The sequence below is a fragment of the Vibrio sp. 1CM8B genome (genome assembly GCF_023161685.1).
GTDB lineage: Bacteria > Pseudomonadota > Gammaproteobacteria > Enterobacterales > Vibrionaceae > Vibrio > Vibrio coralliirubri.
Genome location: NZ_JALNTU010000002.1, coordinates 404,678 through 422,191 on the forward strand (window position 1 = coordinate 404,678; position 17,514 = coordinate 422,191).

A 17,514-nucleotide genomic window follows, 5' to 3' on the forward strand; every position below is an offset into this window, starting at 1 on the left:
TTAGCCTGATTTAACTCACTCACCCGATAATAGTTACTCCTATTATCGGGTGTTCTACTCACTAGCTAAGGAAAGCGATTCGGAATTTGAACATGAAACGCCTTCTATTAATACTTGCTTTGACCTTCCCTTTTTACTCGTCTGCAAATGACACCCTTGTTGAATCTATTGAGCGTTTTACAGATATCTTTTCCGTCAGCTTATCTCAAAACCCAGACAATGATAAAACGGTCGCTACACTTGATATCAACTATCAAATCAATGATAAATTGCGTGTTTTTGGAGAGGTTGATACTCAAGACTATTGGCAAGCAGGGTTGGGATATTCATTCTGGCAAGGGGACACGTACTACACTGAAAACACCGTAAAAGTCAGCGAGCATGAGATCACGACAGGCATTTTTGTTGCTAAGTTGATTCATGAGAATTGGACACTGCTTGGCGATATCAACTACAACTATATGGATAGAGATTTCGATGCTTGTCTTCCAAACTTATGCGTGGAATATAAAGCCTCTGACACATTCGATTATAGTGCGGGTGCTCTGTGGAGCCCGATTCAATATGCTGATTTTCTTTACAAATTCAACCAAGAAATCGGATTCAAAAAAGATACCCAAGATTTTTACATTAAAGATGATACTGCTACGAGCCCCGGATATATCAGAAATGAAACTAGGACCAACATTCATTATCACGAGCTAGCTGTATTCTTTAACTTGAAATACGTAAAACCGTCCGTTACCTATACGATATACCCTGAAAGTAAAAACTATGTTGAATTCGGCTTAGCCTTCGATTTCTAGCGATTTAATAACTGTTTAAGCTCATCGCGCAATTCTTGATGTTGCCCATTAGTTTGATACTTCTTGTGATAGAAAAACTCAAACTCCACGAGACGCATTGAAAATGGAGGCTCATGAATCTGTAAACCGATGGTTTTTGCTAAATCGATCATGCTAACCGGAACCGCAGCAATATAGTCCGTTCCTTTTACTGCTAGGAGCAAGTTCGTCAGGTTGCGTACTTCAATTGCCACGTCACGGGTGAAACTCTTTTCAGAAAGAAAGTCGACTATTTGAGTATCTTGGCGAAGTAACTTCAAGGTTACATGACGTGCTGCAAGAAATTCATCCATTGAAATCTGCTCACCAAATTTACTGACCTCGGGATCGCTCATCAATAACAGTCTATCTGTTGTCGCAAATTCAGAAGCTAAGCTCGCTTGTTTCGGCAAACCAGTATCGACTACTAAATCTACTCGGTTGAGTCGGATATCCTCGACAACGTTATCAACAGAGATTGGTGATTCAACCAGCTGAACACCATTGAGCATGGGCATCTTGTGGAGCAGATTCGCAGGCATATAAACGGTAAAATCACGCTTTCTTGATACTGCACCTTCCATCAACTCTAAAGCATCAGATAATTGACCTGCCAATTTGTGAGCCATTGACGTTGGTTCTATTGAACGCCCTACTCTTACGAATAACGCATAGCCTACCACCGCTTCAAACCTCTTGATTGCAGCACTAACCGCAGGTTGAGTTAGCTCTAACGATTCAGCAGCTTTGGTTATCGATCTTTGTTGATATACAGAGAGGAATGGCTTTACTAAATTGAGATCAAACACGCTTTACTCCATCAAAACGGTGTACTCTTAGTGTAACAAAAAAGCCGAATGCTAGAAGCAATTCGGCTTTAATATTATTCAACAGTGTTATGTAGAACTGTCGCTATTAGTGCTCGCGCGTCGCTCGGAATTGAACTTCAGGGAAACGTTCAGAAGCTAGGTTCAAGTTCACCATAGTTGGTGCGATGTAAGACAGGTTGTCACCGCCATCTAGCGCTAGGTTAGATTGGTTCTTACGTTTGAATTCTTCTAGTTTCTTAGCGTCATCACATTCAACCCAACGAGCTGTTGCAACGTTAACACCTTCGTAGATAGCTTCTACGTTGTATTCCGCTTTCAAGCGCGCTACAACCACGTCGAACTGAAGTACACCAACCGCACCAACGATCAGATCGTTGTTCTGCATAGGACGGAATACTTGTACTGCGCCCTCTTCTGAAAGCTGAACTAAGCCTTTTAGAAGTTGCTTCTGCTTAAGTGGATCGCGTAGGCGAATACGACGGAATAGCTCAGGTGCGAAGTTAGGAATACCAGCGAACTTAAGGCTCTCACCTTGAGTAAAGGTATCGCCAATCTGGATAGTACCGTGGTTATGTAGACCGATAATATCACCCGCGTATGCTTTTTCAGCACGAGCACGGTCGCCCGCCATGAAGGTTACCGCATCAGAGATACTTACACTCTTACCAGTACGAACGTGGTTCATCTTCATACCTTGGTTGTAAGTACCCGAAACGATACGCATGAATGCGATACGGTCACGGTGTTTAGGGTCCATGTTTGCTTGGATCTTAAATACGAAACCAGAGAACTTCTCTTCTGTCGCTTCAACATCACGCTCGTTCGCTTGACGCGTTTGAGGAGCCGGAGCCCATTTCGTTAGACCATCAAGCATGTGGTCAACACCAAAGTTACCTAATGCAGTACCGAAGTAAACCGGCGTTAATTCACCCGCAAGAAACAGTTCATGATCAAACTCAGGGCAAGCACCGATAACTAGCTCTAGCTCTTCACGTACGCTTTCCGCAAGATCAGCACCTACCGCTTCATCTAGCTCAGGGTTATCTAGACCTTTGATGATGCGAACTTCTTGGATCTCGTGGCCGTGGCCAGATTCATACAAAATCGTTTCATCACGGTGAATGTGGTAAACACCTTTAAACTCTTTACCACAACCGATAGGCCATGAAATTGGAGCACAAGCCATACCTAGCTCGCTCTCTACTTCATCAAGCACTTCCATTGGGTCACGAACGTCACGGTCAAGTTTGTTCATAAACGTTACGATTGGCGTATCACGTAGACGCGTTACTTCCATTAGTTTACGAGTACGATCCTCGACACCTTTCGCAGCATCGATAACCATCAAACAAGAGTCAACCGCTGTTAGCGTACGGTACGTATCTTCCGAGAAATCTTCGTGTCCTGGAGTATCTAGTAGGTTTACTAGGCAACCATTGTATGGGAATTGCATTACCGACGTAGTTACCGAGATACCACGTTCTTTTTCCATCTCCATCCAGTCAGATTTAGCGTGCTGGTTAGAGCCACGGCCTTTTACGGTACCCGCTTTTTGAATCGCGTTTCCGAATAAAAGAACTTTTTCAGTAATCGTGGTTTTACCCGCATCCGGGTGAGAGATAATCGCAAACGTTCTACGTTTGCTCACTTCTTGTTGGAAAGACATAGTCGCCCTTTGCTGATCTAAAGCGTAAAAAGGGCAAGTAGATAATACTTGCCCTTGAATTCTGTGTGCGGATTATACAGAAAGCGTGTCACTTTCTAAAGGGTCAGTTTACACCCTATTTTTCGCGTACTCTCTGCTTAGCCAAAAGCTACAGTATGACTAGCTAAACGACATAAAAAGATAGCTCATAATGATGGCGTCTTCGTTGCCTTGCTTGGTTGGATAATAGTTACGACGGCGATCAACTTCATTGAAACCGGCCTTTTCGTAAAGATTAAACGCATTCACATTACTTTCGCGAACTTCTAGCCAAGCACTTTCCGCACCAGCTTGTTCGCACATATCAAGGAAATGTTCCGTTAACGCTTTTCCATACCCTTTGCCTTGCTGGCTTGGGTCTACCGCAATATTAAGTAGCGTGACTTCACCAACGATGTTTTGCGCGAAGAAGTATCCGACCACTTGCCCATCGACTTCAAGCACATGATGACAAGCGCCTCGGCTATCAAGATCTCGGATCATATTTTCAGACCATGGATGAGAATGCGCGGCCTGCTCTATCTTCCAAATGGCGTCTAGGTGTTGTTGTGAAGTCGGTAAAAATTGATTAGTCATAAGCACAAATTTGTTGCCATAAGTCGCGGCGGTGTTGGTTGTTACCGTTAATGTCAGACAGTAATGGCGATTGAAGTGTTTTAGCCTTCAGCTCGTGAGGCGACTCGCAACCAGCAAACCATACCCACTCAACCGAACCTAAATCCACAGTAGATAAGTGTTGCGGTTGAAGGTGTAAAGCCTGAGATAAGTCGAGCTTGATACTTTTGAGTACTCGCTCAAACATCACAGCGAGATCTTCCTGAGGTTTTTCAGGCGAAACCAACAGTAACTTGCAATCGTTCGAGAGCTGAGTCAATTCAGATTCATAACCTGCTAAACGCTCTGGGTGACTTAGTTCCCATTGGCTAATGCCCATCTCTTGTAGGTATTGCGCGTGTGTTTGTGACATATCTAGCGGTAGTAACCTTAAGTTTATTGGAGCCAAAGTTTATTGGAGCCAAAGTTTATTGAAACCAGAAGTTTGTTAGAACTAGTTTTGTGAAAGCTGCCTCTATTGAAAGAGCACTTATTAGAACTGGGCTGATACTAACAAAAAATAAAGGAGCATCAAGCTCCTTTATTTAGACTAAATCAGTTTGTATCTTATTGCGTGATAAATCAGCTTATAAGTCGTTGAACTCTGGGCTGTAAGCAATCTCACCAGCATGTCCAGCAAACGCACCGTCTACCAATTCAATCGCTTGGAAAGCGCCTTCAGGCACATCCCAAACACAACTCAGACCAAACTCGCTCGCAGCCTTGAAACCAAAGCGGCTGTAATAAGCAGGATCACCCAACACAACGCAAGCTGGGTAACCAAAATCAACCAAAGTGGAAAACGCATCTTCAACTAGAGATTTGGCAATGCCTTGGTTGCGGAACTCTTCTTTCACAGCGAGAGGCGCAAGCCCTTGCCAGTTATGATCGTCGCCATCAAGAGTGATAGGGCTAAACATCAGGTGACCAACCACCTCGCCTTCATCAGAACAAGCCACCAGCGATAGCGTTAAATGGCTATTCTCACGCAAGCTCATAACCAAGTTAGCTTCTGCATCTGTTTCAAAAACAGATTTCAATAAACGATCAATGACAAGTATATCTGCCGGTGCTTCAGTTCGAATAAGCATTCATTACCTCACTTTGTGTATCTGGGGATTGTACTCCCTTCTGCACAAAATCAGCTAATTGATTTAACAAAGTTTTCATAGGAGTCGGCAATAAGTCCAAATCTACGCTATCCATCAAGTTTTTAACTTCTAAACCGAGCTCGGTATCGCCTTCAATAGACAATCTACGTTGGAAGAAAAGCGTATCTGGGTCTTCTTTACGCCCCGCAATCAACACAAGATCGTTAAGATTGCCGCTAAAGCTTACATCTTCAGCCACCTCTTTATCAGCTACAACCAGTTGCTCATTTTTGTAGCTAATACACCAACTTAACCTCATGTCTTTTATTGAGACTTTCAGCCATTTGTCTTCTAAAAACTCAAAGTCACCGTCCTCTAAAGCTTCCTTAAAGACATTCTTAAGCGCCTCCAATAAGGCTTTTTTTTGTACTGTTTTAGGCAATAACTGGACTGGAGATCGCAAAATTGATGCGGCATTTTGAACTAGTTGAGTGCGAATCTTGTTTATCACGTGACTTATCCGTAACTTTGTCAATAATATGGAATGCATCATAGATGATGTTGAGATCTCAGTTACTGTTATGTATCAAATTAACTTCTGTTTGATACTCGACCTTTAATATCCTGAAAATCACAGTTATAGTAACTCAGGTAATGAGAATTACAGCGGATCGCTGCACTCACAGGTAAATATCGATAGCCACACAGAAAGTAATAAATATTTATCGATAGTGAATATTCAAGCTCTTGGAGAATTGGTAGTACTTTGATGCCTCCCCAGCAACTACAACATTGGTTTACCCAGCTAACTGCAAATAGTCCGTTCTTTTTTGCAGTACTTGATGCTCAACATAACTATTTTATGGTGAATGAGCGTTACTGCGATATTGCTGGTTTGAGTCAAACAGAGCTTGCAGGCATGAATGACCGCCAAACATTGGGCGAACAGTTCTACCAACATCTCAAGCCTTACTATGAGCGTGCATTCAGTGGCGAAACGATTGAGGCCGAAGTCACCCTCAACGAAACTGACCTCGATACCAGCCTTCATTTCAGCCTATCTCCGCTTACCAATGGCAACAAAACCGACTACATCGTCTTTCACGCCTTCGACACATCAGAAAACCAAGTACTTGTCCGTTCTTTAGAAGAATCCGAAGCCAAATTCCACAAGCTATCCCAACTACTCCCAGACGGATTACTGCTCGTTGAAAGTGACTACATCTTGTCATCCAACCCAGCAGCAGCTCGCTTGCTTGGCTTTAACTCAACCACAGAGTTAATTGGCGAAGAATTGGGACGCCTATTTATCGATGAACAAACCAAAACAGTTTTCAATAATAACCTCACTTCTATTATTTCTGAGTCTGGTTTGGTTTGCTTAACGGGTGCCCGATGCGGCTTTGAACGTAAGGTTCAGCTCAACATCGACTCCACCACAGTTCTTGGAAGTAATACTCAGTTGGTGCTTATCCAAGACGCACAAGAAACCGCAAAACAATATACACCGGCAAACAGTGAAGATGCCTACATCGACGCACTGACTAAGCTCTACAACCGAGTTGGGTTTACTAAGCGTCTTGAGCAGTTCATTCACAACGATACGCCGGTAGTGATGCTCTACTTAGACATTGATAACTTTAAGAATATCAATGACTCACTTGGTCATCACATCGGTGACAAGGTGATTAAAGAGGTCGCTTCACGTCTTAAACGCTTACTGCCTCGTAAGGCCGTGATTGGGCATTTAGGCGGGGATGAGTTTGGTATTATCCTTCCAGAACCTGAACATCAGCGAACACCTGAAATGCTCGCTGAAAAGATCATTTCCCTGATCAATCAACCCTTCGATCTTCACCACTTTAGCAAGCGCTTAGCCTGCTCGATTGGTAGCGTGAGCTTTCCTCAAGACGGTACTGATGCTCGTATCTTGCTGCAAAATGCAGACACAGCAATGTATGAAGCGAAAGATCGTGGTCGCAACCGCCTAATCAAGTTCAACGAACAGATGAACAAAGAAGCGCGCATGCGACTGTGGCTCGAGATAGAGCTACAAAAAGCGCTGCAACAAAATGGACTTGAGGTTTGGTATCAACCGAAAGTGAATGCTCGTGATTTCACCATCAACGGCGCTGAAGCTCTGGTACGTTGGAAGCATCCTGTCGAAGGTTATATCAGCCCGGCCGCGTTCATTCCTGTAGCGGAGCGAGCTGGTCTTATCGAACAACTTGGCCGAGTGGTGATGCGCGAAGTATTTGCTACGGTTAAGCGCTGGAAGATGCAAGGTATCCTTCCAGGTCGTGTCGCGATCAACCTTTCACCAGAACAGTTTGGTAATCCAAAGCTGATTGATTACATGGAAAAGCTGCTGCGTTCAACCGAGCTTGACCCAAGTGCGATTACGTTCGAGCTAACGGAAAGCGCGGTAATGAGTGATAGTGAACACACACTTCAAATGCTTAACGCCATCAAGAAACTTGGCTTTGCTCTCTCCATTGATGATTTTGGTACCGGCTACTCTTCACTGTCTTACCTTGCTCGCTTCCCAATTGATGAGCTTAAGATAGACCGTGCTTTCATCTCTGATATCGATACCCTACCAAAGCAAATTACCGTAATTGAAAACATCATCAACCTAGGTAAATCTCTCGATTTGACCGTGGTTGCTGAAGGTGTCGAAACCAGTGAGCAAGCGACTCTATTATCGAACCTCAACTGTAGTTCGATTCAAGGCTTCCACTTCTACCGTCCGCAACCAAAACAAGATGTCGAAGAGTTGTTTGCCCAAAACCGCCGTCATAAGAACTAGCTAACCAATTCAAGTACCTCATATTTAAACCAAGCCAACATCTAAAACGGTCACTCGTCAGTACCTCAAACGGAGTAAAAGCAGATTTATCCATCTAAACCTGCCTTACATCAATTCCGTCATTCACAATTCTTCATAAAATGCTCGCTTCAACTTAATTCTACTGGTAGTGAGCAAATGGAACTCTTATGCCCAGCGGGTAACTTACCTGCTTTGAAAACCGCTATTGATTGTGGTGCGGATGCTGTCTATATCGGATTCAAAGACGATACCAATGCCCGACACTTTGCAGGCCTAAACTTTGCGGGTAAAAAGCTCGATCGTGCTGTGCAGTATGTGCATGACCACAACAAGAAAATTCATGTTGCCCTAAATACGTTTGCTCACCCAAATGGCTTCGACCGTTGGACCAATGCCGTAGACAACGCCGCAGCTCTGGGTGTTGATGCGCTGATCATCGCAGACATCGCGGTGCTTGAGTACGCAGCAAATAAGTATCCAGATCTCGAACTGCACCTGTCAGTGCAAGCATCTGCGACCAATGCGGCGGCTATCGACTTCTACCATAAAAACTTCAACGTTAAGCGTGTCGTACTGCCGCGTGTGTTGTCGATTCATCAGGTCAAACAGCTTTCTCGTAACATCACTTCTGACGTTGACCTTGAAGTATTCGCTTTTGGTAGCTTGTGTATCATGGCAGAAGGCCGTTGCTACCTCTCTTCATACATGACAGGCGAATCACCAAATACTGTTGGTGCTTGTTCTCCGGCAAAATACGTTCGCTGGCAAGAAACAGAAACTGGCCTCGAATCTCGCTTGAACGAAATCCTTATTGATAAGTACGAAGCAGGTGAAAACGCAGGTTACCCAACGCTGTGTAAAGGCCGCTTTGAAGCCGAGATCGATGGTGAACGTAAGCGTTATCACGCACTTGAAGAGCCAACCAGCCTCAACACGCTATCCATGCTGCCTGAGCTTTTCGCGGCGAACGTTGCCTCAGTGAAGATTGAAGGTCGCCAACGCAGCCCTGCTTATGTTGAACAAGTCACTCGCACGTGGCGCGCAGCTATCGAGCGCTACTTAGCGAACCCAGAACAATACCAAGTGGAACAAGCTTGGAATGCGACACTGGCGAATGTATCGGAAGGTACACAAACCACACTTGGCGCTTATCACCGTAAATGGCAATAGAGCCAAATGGAGAACTCAATGAAATACGCATTAGGCCCTCTACTTTATTTTTGGCCAAAACAAGACGTTGAAAGCTTCTATGAGCAAGCGAAATCAAGCTCTGCCGACATCATCTACCTAGGTGAAGCGGTGTGTTCAAAGCGTCGTGAGATTAAAGCGAAACACTGGATGGACATTGCCAAAGAGCTGTCTGCTTCAGGTAAGCAAGTCGTACTTTCCACCATGGCATTGCTCGAAGCACCAAGCGAAGTCAACATCATGAAGAAGTACATCGATAACGGTGACTTTGCTATCGAAGCCAATGATGTGTCTGCCATTCAACTGGCTAGTGAAAGCAAAGTACCTTTCGTAGTTGGCCCTGCAGTGAACACCTACAACGCACGCACCCTGAACCTGTTCTTGAAACAAGGTATGACGCGTTGGTGTATGCCGGTTGAGCTTTCTCGCGAATGGCTAAGCAACGTGATGACCCAGTGTGAAGAGCTAAGTATTCGTAACAAGTTCGAAGTTGAAGTGTTTAGCCACGGCTACCTGCCGCTTGCTTACTCGGCACGCTGCTTTACCGCTCGCGCTGAAAACAAAGCTAAAGACGATTGCGAAACCTGCTGTATCAAGTACCCAACAGGGCTACAAGTAGAAAGCCAAGAAGGCCAATCAGTATTCAACCTTAATGGTATCCAGACGCAATCAGGCTACTGCTACAACCTAGTCAATGATTTGCCAAACATGCACGACCTGGTTGATGTGGTTCGTTTAAGCCCACTCGGTATCGATACCTTCTCTGAAATTAATAACTTCAGAGCGAACGAGCAAGGTCAAAAACCGATGAAGATTGAAAGCCGCCAATGTAATGGTTACTGGCATCAGCTTGCAGGTTTAGACGTTAAGAATATCTAGTTCCTCGCATTGAACTAACCAGCAACAGATACAAAAAAGGTCTAGCATTCGCTAGACCTTTTATCATTCAGTTTAAGAAAAACGATCTACGCCGTCGCGGTTTCCAGCGGCGCAGCATCGAGCTTCTTTAAGTCTTTGTAGAGCATTACCATCACCACCACACTTAGCGCGATATTAGACAGTGGGTACGCAATCCAGATCCCCGGCACACCGTACAACTTAGGCATAATGTACAAGAAAGGTAACTGGATAAGCATGTTACCTATCGTTACAAACATCGCCTTGCTGCCCTTGTTCACAGCCTGATAGTAAGCACCTGCTACTACTAAGAAGCCATCCAGCGCCAGTGCAAACATGTGAAGTCGAATACCCAACACGGTGTACTCAACTAACTGAAGTTCGTCTGAGTTAAATACTGATACAAACTCACGTGGGAACGCGTTCAGAAGCAGCACGAACGCCACACCTATCAATACCGAACTCATCATCGCTATCTTAAGTAACTTACGGATGTTCGCCTGGTTACGCGCACCATGGTTGTAGCTCACCAATGGCTGCATGCCGTTGGCGATACCTTCCGCTGTGAGGTAATAAACTGTCACGATATAGCCCAAAATAGCGTAAGCACCAATCATCAACTGGTCGCCATATTGAGAGAACAACGCATTGTGCAGCGCCACCATCATCGAACCATAAGCGTACATAAAGAAGCTTGATGTACCAATCGCAAAGATTTGTGGAATCACATCCAGCTTCAGTCTCAACTCATTCCAACGTAGACGTAGGTTTGCTCGACGTGAGAAGAAGTAAGCCAAGCCAAGGCCCGTTACCACAAACTGGGCAATCGCTGTTGCTAATGCTGCGCCCATCAACTCCCAACCATAAAGAGCGATAAACAGGTAATCGAGTACGATGTTAATCACTGCACCAACAATCATCAGTATCGTCGCTAAGTTCGGGCTGTCATCGTTGCGCAGTAGAAACGGCATCGCGATCGAACCTAACGTGAAGACACTGGCACCAATCAGAATGTGTAAGTACTGCAGGCCAAGTTCATACACTCGCCCTTCAGCGCCCTGCCAAAGTAAGAAGTTATCAGCAAACAAAAACAGCAATGCAGAGACAATAGGCGTTATCGCTAACAACAAGGTTAAGCCCGTTGCTAAGATCTGCTTAGCGCCTTGAGTATCTTTTTCACCTTGGCGAATCGAGACAAGTGCACCTGTACCCACGCCCACCAACATACCAATACCAAGAATCGAACCAATCACAGGCCACGCAACATTGATACCTGCAAGTCCATCAGCCCCCACATAACGGCCAATGAAGATGCCATCCACCACTTGGTAAAGGCCATTAACTAACATGGCCGCTACGGTAGGAATTGTGTATCGCCAGAATTGACGACTAATTGAGTTACTCATTTCTTACTCTACTTTCATTTGTGAGTCGCATATCAACAAGATATGACTCGAAAAATTAGTTAACAAGGCTAACTAAATATCTAAATATTTACTTATTTACTTCAAAGCTCTATTTAATAATAGGTTTAGCTGCTGAGATTCTTGCTCAGACAAACGACTTTCCAGTATTTGTGCCATGACCTGATAGATCTTACTTTCTTCTTCTAAGCCGACTTCAGCTTTGCTGGTCAGTACAACCAACTTAGACCTCGCATCTTCGAGCGAAGCTTTGCGCTCAACAAGCCCCTTTCTCTCTAGCCTCTGAACCATAGTGGTTGCTGAAGGCTTGGTCACCTGCATCTCAATCGCAAGATCAGTCAATCGGATCGGTTCAGGAGAGGATTGAATGACCTTCAAATAGTCATACTCGTTAAAGCTCAATTGGCAAATAGGATCTTCATTTACCTGAGTTCGCCATATCTTTGAAGCGAAACGCTCAATCTTTTCTAAATTCTGGTTTAGCATACTCACCCAATCAAAGAATAGCATTTAGTTAGCAAGGCTAACTATTTTAATGTTGTTTAAATAAAAATCAATCAAAACGAGATGAAGATCATAAAAAAGGAGCATAAAAAAACCGCTGACAGGCAGCGGCTTCTCGGAGTCAAAATGTATTGCTTACTTAGCGCTGGCTTCTTCTTCAGCCTCAGCTAACTTAACTTGTGCTAAGTGCTCGGCTTTAAGCGTGGTGAAGATACGGCTTAGCTCTAAGAAAGAGTAGCGGTGCTCTACATATTCATACACGTTGAAAGAGACTGACAACTTGTACAAAGAGATCGCATTCGCGTAGTCACCATTCATATGGTAACGCTTAGCCAGGTAGAAGTACGTCTCTGTTAGACGCTGCGCTAGTAACGTGTTGTCACGAGTACCGGTTAAGATCGCCTTAAAAGCCTGCTCTTCAGTAATGTCATCAAGCATAATCGCGACTAATACCCAGCCCCACTGCTCATCGCGACTCTCGTAACGTTTTTGTAAATCAAGCTTAGCTTGCTCTGGCGTTAGCTCATGTTGAATGATGTACAACCACAGAGCGCGGAACGGATCGCTAGGATCATCGGCGTAGTGCTTCATCATCTCTTCATTGGCTAAGTCGTAACGTTCGCCATAATAAAGCGCGATAGAACGGTTTCTTTCTGCGTAAGAGTTTGCAGGATCAAGCTCTAACGTAGAATCAAAAGATTCATAAGCCGCATCAAACTCCCCTACCTGCGTAAAGTAAACACCCAAAAGATTGAAGATATCAGGTTGAGCTGGGTTCAATGAAAGAGATTGGTTGAAGTCGAGACGCGCGAGATCACGCAGGCCAACACTGTCGTAGTAGTTACCACGTTCAAACAGCATCTTAGCTCGAACTTCATCGTTCAAATCTGGGCGCTGTAATAACTGACTAAGACGTGCAATTTGAACTTCTTGCTGAACGCTTGGTTGCAGTGGCACAGCCATCGGTGGATAAACCCAACGTGAGGCGTTATCTGATGTTGTCGCACAACCTGTAAGTACAAGCAGTAAACACATACTCGCGGTTTGAAACCATTTCACAAATAATTACTCCTGTTATGACCGCAATAAAAAAGGGGAGCGATATGCTCCCCTTTATAACATGCTTTGTTGACGATAGGTTAGAAATCACTAAAAAGCGATATCACCATCGACACACTGAGAATTACTCAGCAGCAGGTGCTTCGCCTTCAGCTGGCGTTTCAACTGCTTCTTTCATGCTTAGACGTACACGGCCTTGACGGTCAATTTCAAGAACCTTAACAGGAACTTCTTGACCTTCAGTTAGGTAGTCAGACACTTTCTCAACGCGCTTGTCAGCGATTTGAGAGATGTGTACTAGACCATCTTTACCTGGAAGGATAGTAACGAATGCACCGAAGTCAGCTAGACGAGCAACTTTACCTTGGTAAATGCGGCCAACTTCAACTTCAGCTGTGATCTCTTCGATACGACGGATAGCTTCTTTAGCAGCTGCGCCTTCAGTAGCAGCAATCTTGATTGTGCCATCGTCTTCGATTTCGATTGTAGTACCAGTTTCTTCACAAAGAGCACGGATAACTGCGCCGCCTTTACCGATAACATCTTTGATCTTATCAGAGCTGATTTTCATTGTGTGGATACGTGGAGCGAATTCAGAGATATCTTCACGAGCACCAGAGATAGCTTCATCCATTACAGAAAGGATGTGCTTACGTGCACCTTGCGCTTGGTTAAGTGCAATTTGCATGATCTCTTTAGTGATACCTTCGATCTTGATGTCCATTTGAAGTGCAGTGATACCAGCGTTAGTACCTGCTACTTTAAAGTCCATATCACCTAGGTGATCTTCGTCACCAAGGATGTCAGAAAGAACAACGAAATCGTCGCCTTCTTTAACAAGACCCATTGCGATACCCGCAACAGAAGCTTTGATTGGAACACCAGCATCCATAAGAGCTAGAGATGTACCACATACAGAAGCCATTGAAGAAGAACCGTTAGATTCTGTGATTTCCGATACAACACGAACTGTGTATGGGAATTCTTCAACAGAAGGCATTACTGCTTGGATACCACGTTTAGCAAGCTTACCGTGACCAATTTCACGACGCTTAGGAGAACCAACGAAACCAGTTTCACCTACACAGTATGGAGGGAAGTTGTAGTGTAGAAGGAAGTTGTCTTTCTTCTCACCCATTAGGCTATCGATGATTTGAGCATCACGTTGTGTGCCAAGCGTTGCAGTAACAAGTGCTTGAGTTTCACCACGAGTGAATAGAGAAGAACCGTGTGTACGTGGAAGAACACCAGTACGTACGTCTAGCGCACGAACCATGTCTTTTTCACGGCCATCGATACGTGGGTTGCCAGCGATGATGCGGCTACGTACTACGTTTTTCTCTAGAGAACCAAGCATGCCGCGGATTTCGCGCTCATCTAGGTTTTCGTCTTGTGCGATTAGAGCTTCAACAACGTCGTTCTTGATTGCGCCAACTTGCTCGTAACGAGCCATTTTCTCAGTGATCTGGTACGCGTCAGATAGACGAGTTTCAGCAAGTTCAGCAACTTGAGCTTTAAGCTCAGTGTTAACTGCTGGTGCTTCCCAGTTCCAAGATGGAGTTGCAACTTCAGCAGCAAACTCGTTGATTGCTTTGATTACAACTTGTTGTTGGTCGTGACCGTAAACAACAGCTGAAAGCATTTCTTCTTCAGATAGGTTATCTGCTTCAGATTCAACCATAAGTACTGCGCCTTCTGTACCAGACACAACTAGGTCTAGTTTAGAGTTTTCAAGCTCAGTATTTGATGGGTTAAGAACTAGTTCGCCGTCGATGTGACCAACACGTGCAGCACCGATAGGACCATTGAATGGAGCACCAGAGATAGCAAGTGCAGCAGACGTTGCAATCATAGTGATCATGTCTGGGTTTACGTCAGGGTTGATAGAAACAACCGTAGCGATAACTTGAACTTCGTTTTTAAACGCACTTGGGAAAAGTGGACGAATTGGACGGTCAATCAGACGAGCTGTTAGTGTTTCGCCTTCAGATGGACGACCTTCACGCTTGAAGAAACCACCAGGGATTTTACCCGCAGCGTATGTACGCTCTTGGTAGTTAACTGTTAGAGGGAAGAAGTCTTGACCTGCAACGGCTTCTTTCTTAGCAACAACAGAAACGAATACTGATGTATCGTCCATAGTCGCCATTACAGCAGCAGTAGCTTGACGTGCAATTACGCCCGTTTCTAGAGTAACGGTGTGGTTACCGTACTGGAACGATTTTACAACTGGTTTTTCAAACATTGTATATCCTTAGCTCTAAAGTCAGACTTTAGATTAAGTGAATAATGACTCAAGACATTACCAATCGCGACTAGTGAAAAGGGACTTAGGATGGTGACTCTTTGTATGAGTTCATACGCCGAATTAGGACCAAATCCGCCTTTGAATAGTCGCGACCTATTGGCCGACATCTGTGACTGTAATCTCTTGAGAGGTTGATTGCCAAACGCTGAAAACGCTATAGGCGGGCGTAGTATAAACTATTTTTATTAGGAGATATATTTCCTATCAGAAAAAGCCAGATGATATTCTGAGCATCCAGCCTAGCATTTTCTTACAGGCACAAAAAAAGGAGCATAAATGCTCCTTTTCTTCAAACTGTCTTTGCAGACATCGCTATTAGCGACGTAGGCCTAGACGCTTGATTAGGTCTTGGTAACGAGCAAGGTTTTTGCCTTTCAAGTAATCAAGAAGCTTACGACGGCTAGAAACCATACGTAGTAGACCACGACGGCTGTGGTGATCGTGTTTGTGCGCTTTGAAGTGACCTTGTAGGTGGTTGATAGAAGCAGTAAGTAGTGCTACTTGTACTTCTGGTGAACCTGTGTCGCCTTCAGATTGTGCGTATTCTGCAACGATTGCTGCTTTAGTTTCTGCATTCAGAGACATAATTCTCTCCTGATAAGAGTAAGTTTATATTTGTAGCAGCCAATCTCTGATTCAGCCGCTACGCGAGCCGAGGATTATAGGGAAGTTTGTCAGTTGGTGCAATAACAATCGAACCCATTAAAAACGAAAAAAGCGAACCACCTAAATTAGGCGTTCGCTTTCTGTCTTATTTGCTCGCATTTCAAGGCGAACTGCTAAGATCTGACTCGATGTAAGCGCTAAGCTTGTGGCTCTTCATCTCTGAAAACAACCAAACGCTTCGGTGCAACTCGGCCATCTTCAGCAATCTGAGCTACGCCGACAAACAGCTTCTCTTCGCCACTTGTCATACGAACCGTGCCTTCAGTTGGCGCACCAGCAACCTGAACTGGCATACCGTGCTGAACTAGGTCAGTCAGTTCCGCGTTCAGGTTTACTTCTGGTAAGTCTTCAACGGCAGTGTCCATTGGCATCAGCAGTGGATCAAGCAGCTCTTTCGGTGCAATTTCTTGCGCCTGTGCTTGCTCTAAGATCTCGTTTAACTGCTCCAAAGTCACCATACGCTCGTATGGGTACTTCGCGACACCAGTACGACGAAGCATGGTCACGTGAGCACCACAACCTAGCATCTCACCAAGATCGTCGGTAATTGTGCGGATGTATGTGCCTTTCGAACAATGCACTTCCATTTCAACTTCATCACCTTCAAAGCGAAGCAGTTCAATAGAGTACACAGTGATCTTACGAGACTCACGAGGAACCTCGATACCTGCACGTGCGTATTCGTACAAAGGTTTACCTTGATACTTCAATGCCGAAAACATTGATGGTATCTGATCGGTTTCACCCTTGAAGCTCGCAATGCAACGCTCAAGCTGTTCTTGAGTCACGTTAACATCACGTGTCTCTACCACTTCACCATCGGAATCAGAGGTATTGGTACGCTCACCAAGCTTAGCGATAACAACGTAGCGCTTATCAGAATCTAGAAGAAACTGAGAGAACTTCGTCGCTTCACCAAGACAAATTGGCAGCATGCCAGTCGCAAGAGGATCCAGAGCACCGGTGTGCCCTGCCTTCTCTGCAAAGTAAATACGCTTTACTTTTTGCAGTGCATCATTAGACGAAATACCAGTCGGCTTATCTAATAGAATTACCCCGTTGATAGGGCGACCTTTACGACGGCGGGCCATTACTCTTCGCCCTTAGACTGAGTTTCGTCAGTGCGACCAGCTTCTTCTTGCTTACGTTTGTCGTCGTTCAGAACTTCACTTACTAGGTTAGACATTCGCATGCCTTCTACTAGTGTGTTGTCGTAAGTAAAACGAACTTCAGGCGTTAGACGGTGGCGAATACGCTTACCAAGAGCCATACGAACTGGCACTTCATGCTCTTTAAGAGCTTTAAGACATGATTCAGGAGTTTGCTCACCAACACATAGGAAAGTCACGAACACTTTTGCGTAAGCAAGGTCACGAGACACTTCTACGTCTGAGATAGTTACCATACCAATACGTGAGTCACGAACTTCACGTTGTAGGATAAGCGCAAGCTCTTTTTGAAGCTGCTGAGACACACGTTGTGTGCGGCTAAATTCTTTTGACATTTTCTTTTCTCACTTAGAAAGATGGGGGGCTTGGTAATTACCAGCCCCCCATGGTGTATTCAACAACCGATTACTTATTACCTTTACTAG

17 protein-coding genes are annotated in these 17,514 nt (G+C 44.6%); 4 read left to right on the forward strand and 13 right to left on the reverse strand.

Annotated elements, in window-relative coordinates:
* Positions 1-92 precede the first annotated feature (92 nt).
* Positions 93-806 carry a hypothetical protein gene (locus tag MSG36_RS05580; RefSeq protein ID WP_248366649.1) on the forward strand — a complete coding sequence of 238 codons (714 nt, stop codon included), beginning with the start codon at positions 93-95 and terminating at the stop codon, positions 804-806.
* Here MSG36_RS05580 and MSG36_RS23895 read toward each other — a convergent pair.
* From MSG36_RS23895 to MSG36_RS05610, 6 genes are all read right to left on the reverse strand, one after another.
* On the reverse strand, positions 803-1,633 hold the full coding sequence (locus MSG36_RS23895; protein WP_248366652.1) for a LysR family transcriptional regulator: 831 nt from the start codon (positions 1,631-1,633) through the stop codon (positions 803-805). The two genes, MSG36_RS05580 and MSG36_RS23895, sit on opposite strands and share 4 nt — an antisense overlap.
* A gap of 106 nt (positions 1,634-1,739) precedes the next feature.
* A complete protein-coding gene (gene prfC, locus MSG36_RS05590; RefSeq protein ID WP_248366654.1) occupies positions 1,740-3,320 on the reverse strand; it encodes a peptide chain release factor 3 in 1,581 nt (526 codons plus the stop codon).
* Positions 3,321-3,479: 159 nt separating this feature from the next.
* The gene (rimI, locus tag MSG36_RS05595; RefSeq protein WP_048605649.1) at positions 3,480-3,935 is read right to left on the reverse strand and encodes a ribosomal protein S18-alanine N-acetyltransferase; all 456 of its coding nucleotides are present in this window, start codon (positions 3,933-3,935) and stop codon (positions 3,480-3,482) included.
* On the reverse strand, positions 3,928-4,326 hold the full coding sequence (locus tag MSG36_RS05600) for a DNA polymerase III subunit psi (protein ID WP_248366657.1): 399 nt from the start codon (positions 4,324-4,326) through the stop codon (positions 3,928-3,930). The genes rimI and MSG36_RS05600 overlap by 8 nt, the downstream gene beginning before the upstream one ends.
* Before the next feature lie 214 nt (positions 4,327-4,540).
* A complete protein-coding gene (locus MSG36_RS05605) occupies positions 4,541-5,044 on the reverse strand; it encodes an N-acetyltransferase (RefSeq protein WP_050633588.1) in 504 nt (167 codons plus the stop codon).
* The gene (locus MSG36_RS05610) at positions 5,028-5,597 is read right to left on the reverse strand and encodes an SCP2 domain-containing protein (protein ID WP_157373182.1); all 570 of its coding nucleotides are present in this window, start codon (positions 5,595-5,597) and stop codon (positions 5,028-5,030) included. Before MSG36_RS05610 ends, MSG36_RS05605 begins: the two co-directional genes overlap by 17 nt.
* Positions 5,598-5,813: 216 nt before the next feature.
* Here MSG36_RS05610 and MSG36_RS05615 point away from each other — a divergent pair, with 216 nt between their 5' ends.
* The 3 genes from MSG36_RS05615 (at position 5,814) to MSG36_RS05625 (ending at position 9,941) form a co-directional block, all read left to right on the forward strand.
* A complete protein-coding gene (locus tag MSG36_RS05615) occupies positions 5,814-7,853 on the forward strand; it encodes a bifunctional diguanylate cyclase/phosphodiesterase (protein ID WP_122082176.1) in 2,040 nt (679 codons plus the stop codon).
* Positions 7,854-8,030: 177 nt separating this feature from the next.
* Positions 8,031-9,044: a peptidase U32 family protein gene (locus tag MSG36_RS05620; protein ID WP_248366660.1), complete on the forward strand. Its 1,014-nt coding sequence runs from the start codon at positions 8,031-8,033 to the stop codon at positions 9,042-9,044.
* 18 nt (positions 9,045-9,062) lie between these two features.
* The gene (locus MSG36_RS05625; protein ID WP_248366662.1) at positions 9,063-9,941 is read left to right on the forward strand and encodes a U32 family peptidase; all 879 of its coding nucleotides are present in this window, start codon (positions 9,063-9,065) and stop codon (positions 9,939-9,941) included.
* An 86-nt stretch (positions 9,942-10,027) separates the two neighbouring features.
* Here MSG36_RS05625 and MSG36_RS05630 read toward each other — a convergent pair whose 3' ends face one another.
* The 7 genes from MSG36_RS05630 to rbfA all read right to left on the reverse strand — a co-directional run bounded on the left by MSG36_RS05630 (position 10,028) and on the right by rbfA (position 17,424).
* Positions 10,028-11,365, reverse strand: coding sequence for an MATE family efflux transporter (locus tag MSG36_RS05630; RefSeq protein ID WP_248366664.1), 1,338 nt, complete (start codon positions 11,363-11,365; stop codon positions 10,028-10,030).
* Positions 11,366-11,461: 96 nt separating this feature from the next.
* Positions 11,462-11,869 (reverse strand): MarR family transcriptional regulator, encoded by a 408-nt coding sequence (locus MSG36_RS05635; RefSeq protein WP_248366666.1) that lies wholly within the window; start codon positions 11,867-11,869, stop codon positions 11,462-11,464.
* Between the two features lie 153 nt (positions 11,870-12,022).
* Positions 12,023-12,946 carry a lipoprotein NlpI gene (gene nlpI / locus MSG36_RS05640; RefSeq protein WP_048658156.1) on the reverse strand — a complete coding sequence of 308 codons (924 nt, stop codon included), beginning with the start codon at positions 12,944-12,946 and terminating at the stop codon, positions 12,023-12,025.
* 124 nt (positions 12,947-13,070) lie between these two features.
* On the reverse strand, positions 13,071-15,191 hold the full coding sequence (gene pnp / locus MSG36_RS05645) for a polyribonucleotide nucleotidyltransferase (RefSeq protein WP_019819855.1): 2,121 nt from the start codon (positions 15,189-15,191) through the stop codon (positions 13,071-13,073).
* A 378-nt stretch (positions 15,192-15,569) separates the two neighbouring features.
* Positions 15,570-15,839: a 30S ribosomal protein S15 gene (gene rpsO, locus MSG36_RS05650; protein ID WP_010436144.1), complete on the reverse strand. Its 270-nt coding sequence runs from the start codon at positions 15,837-15,839 to the stop codon at positions 15,570-15,572.
* Between the two features lie 218 nt (positions 15,840-16,057).
* Positions 16,058-17,011: a tRNA pseudouridine(55) synthase TruB gene (truB, locus tag MSG36_RS05655; RefSeq protein ID WP_017059233.1), complete on the reverse strand. Its 954-nt coding sequence runs from the start codon at positions 17,009-17,011 to the stop codon at positions 16,058-16,060.
* Positions 17,011-17,424 carry a 30S ribosome-binding factor RbfA gene (gene rbfA / locus MSG36_RS05660; protein ID WP_017065964.1) on the reverse strand — a complete coding sequence of 138 codons (414 nt, stop codon included), beginning with the start codon at positions 17,422-17,424 and terminating at the stop codon, positions 17,011-17,013. The genes truB and rbfA overlap by 1 nt, the downstream gene beginning before the upstream one ends.
* Positions 17,425-17,514: the final 90 nt, after the last annotated feature.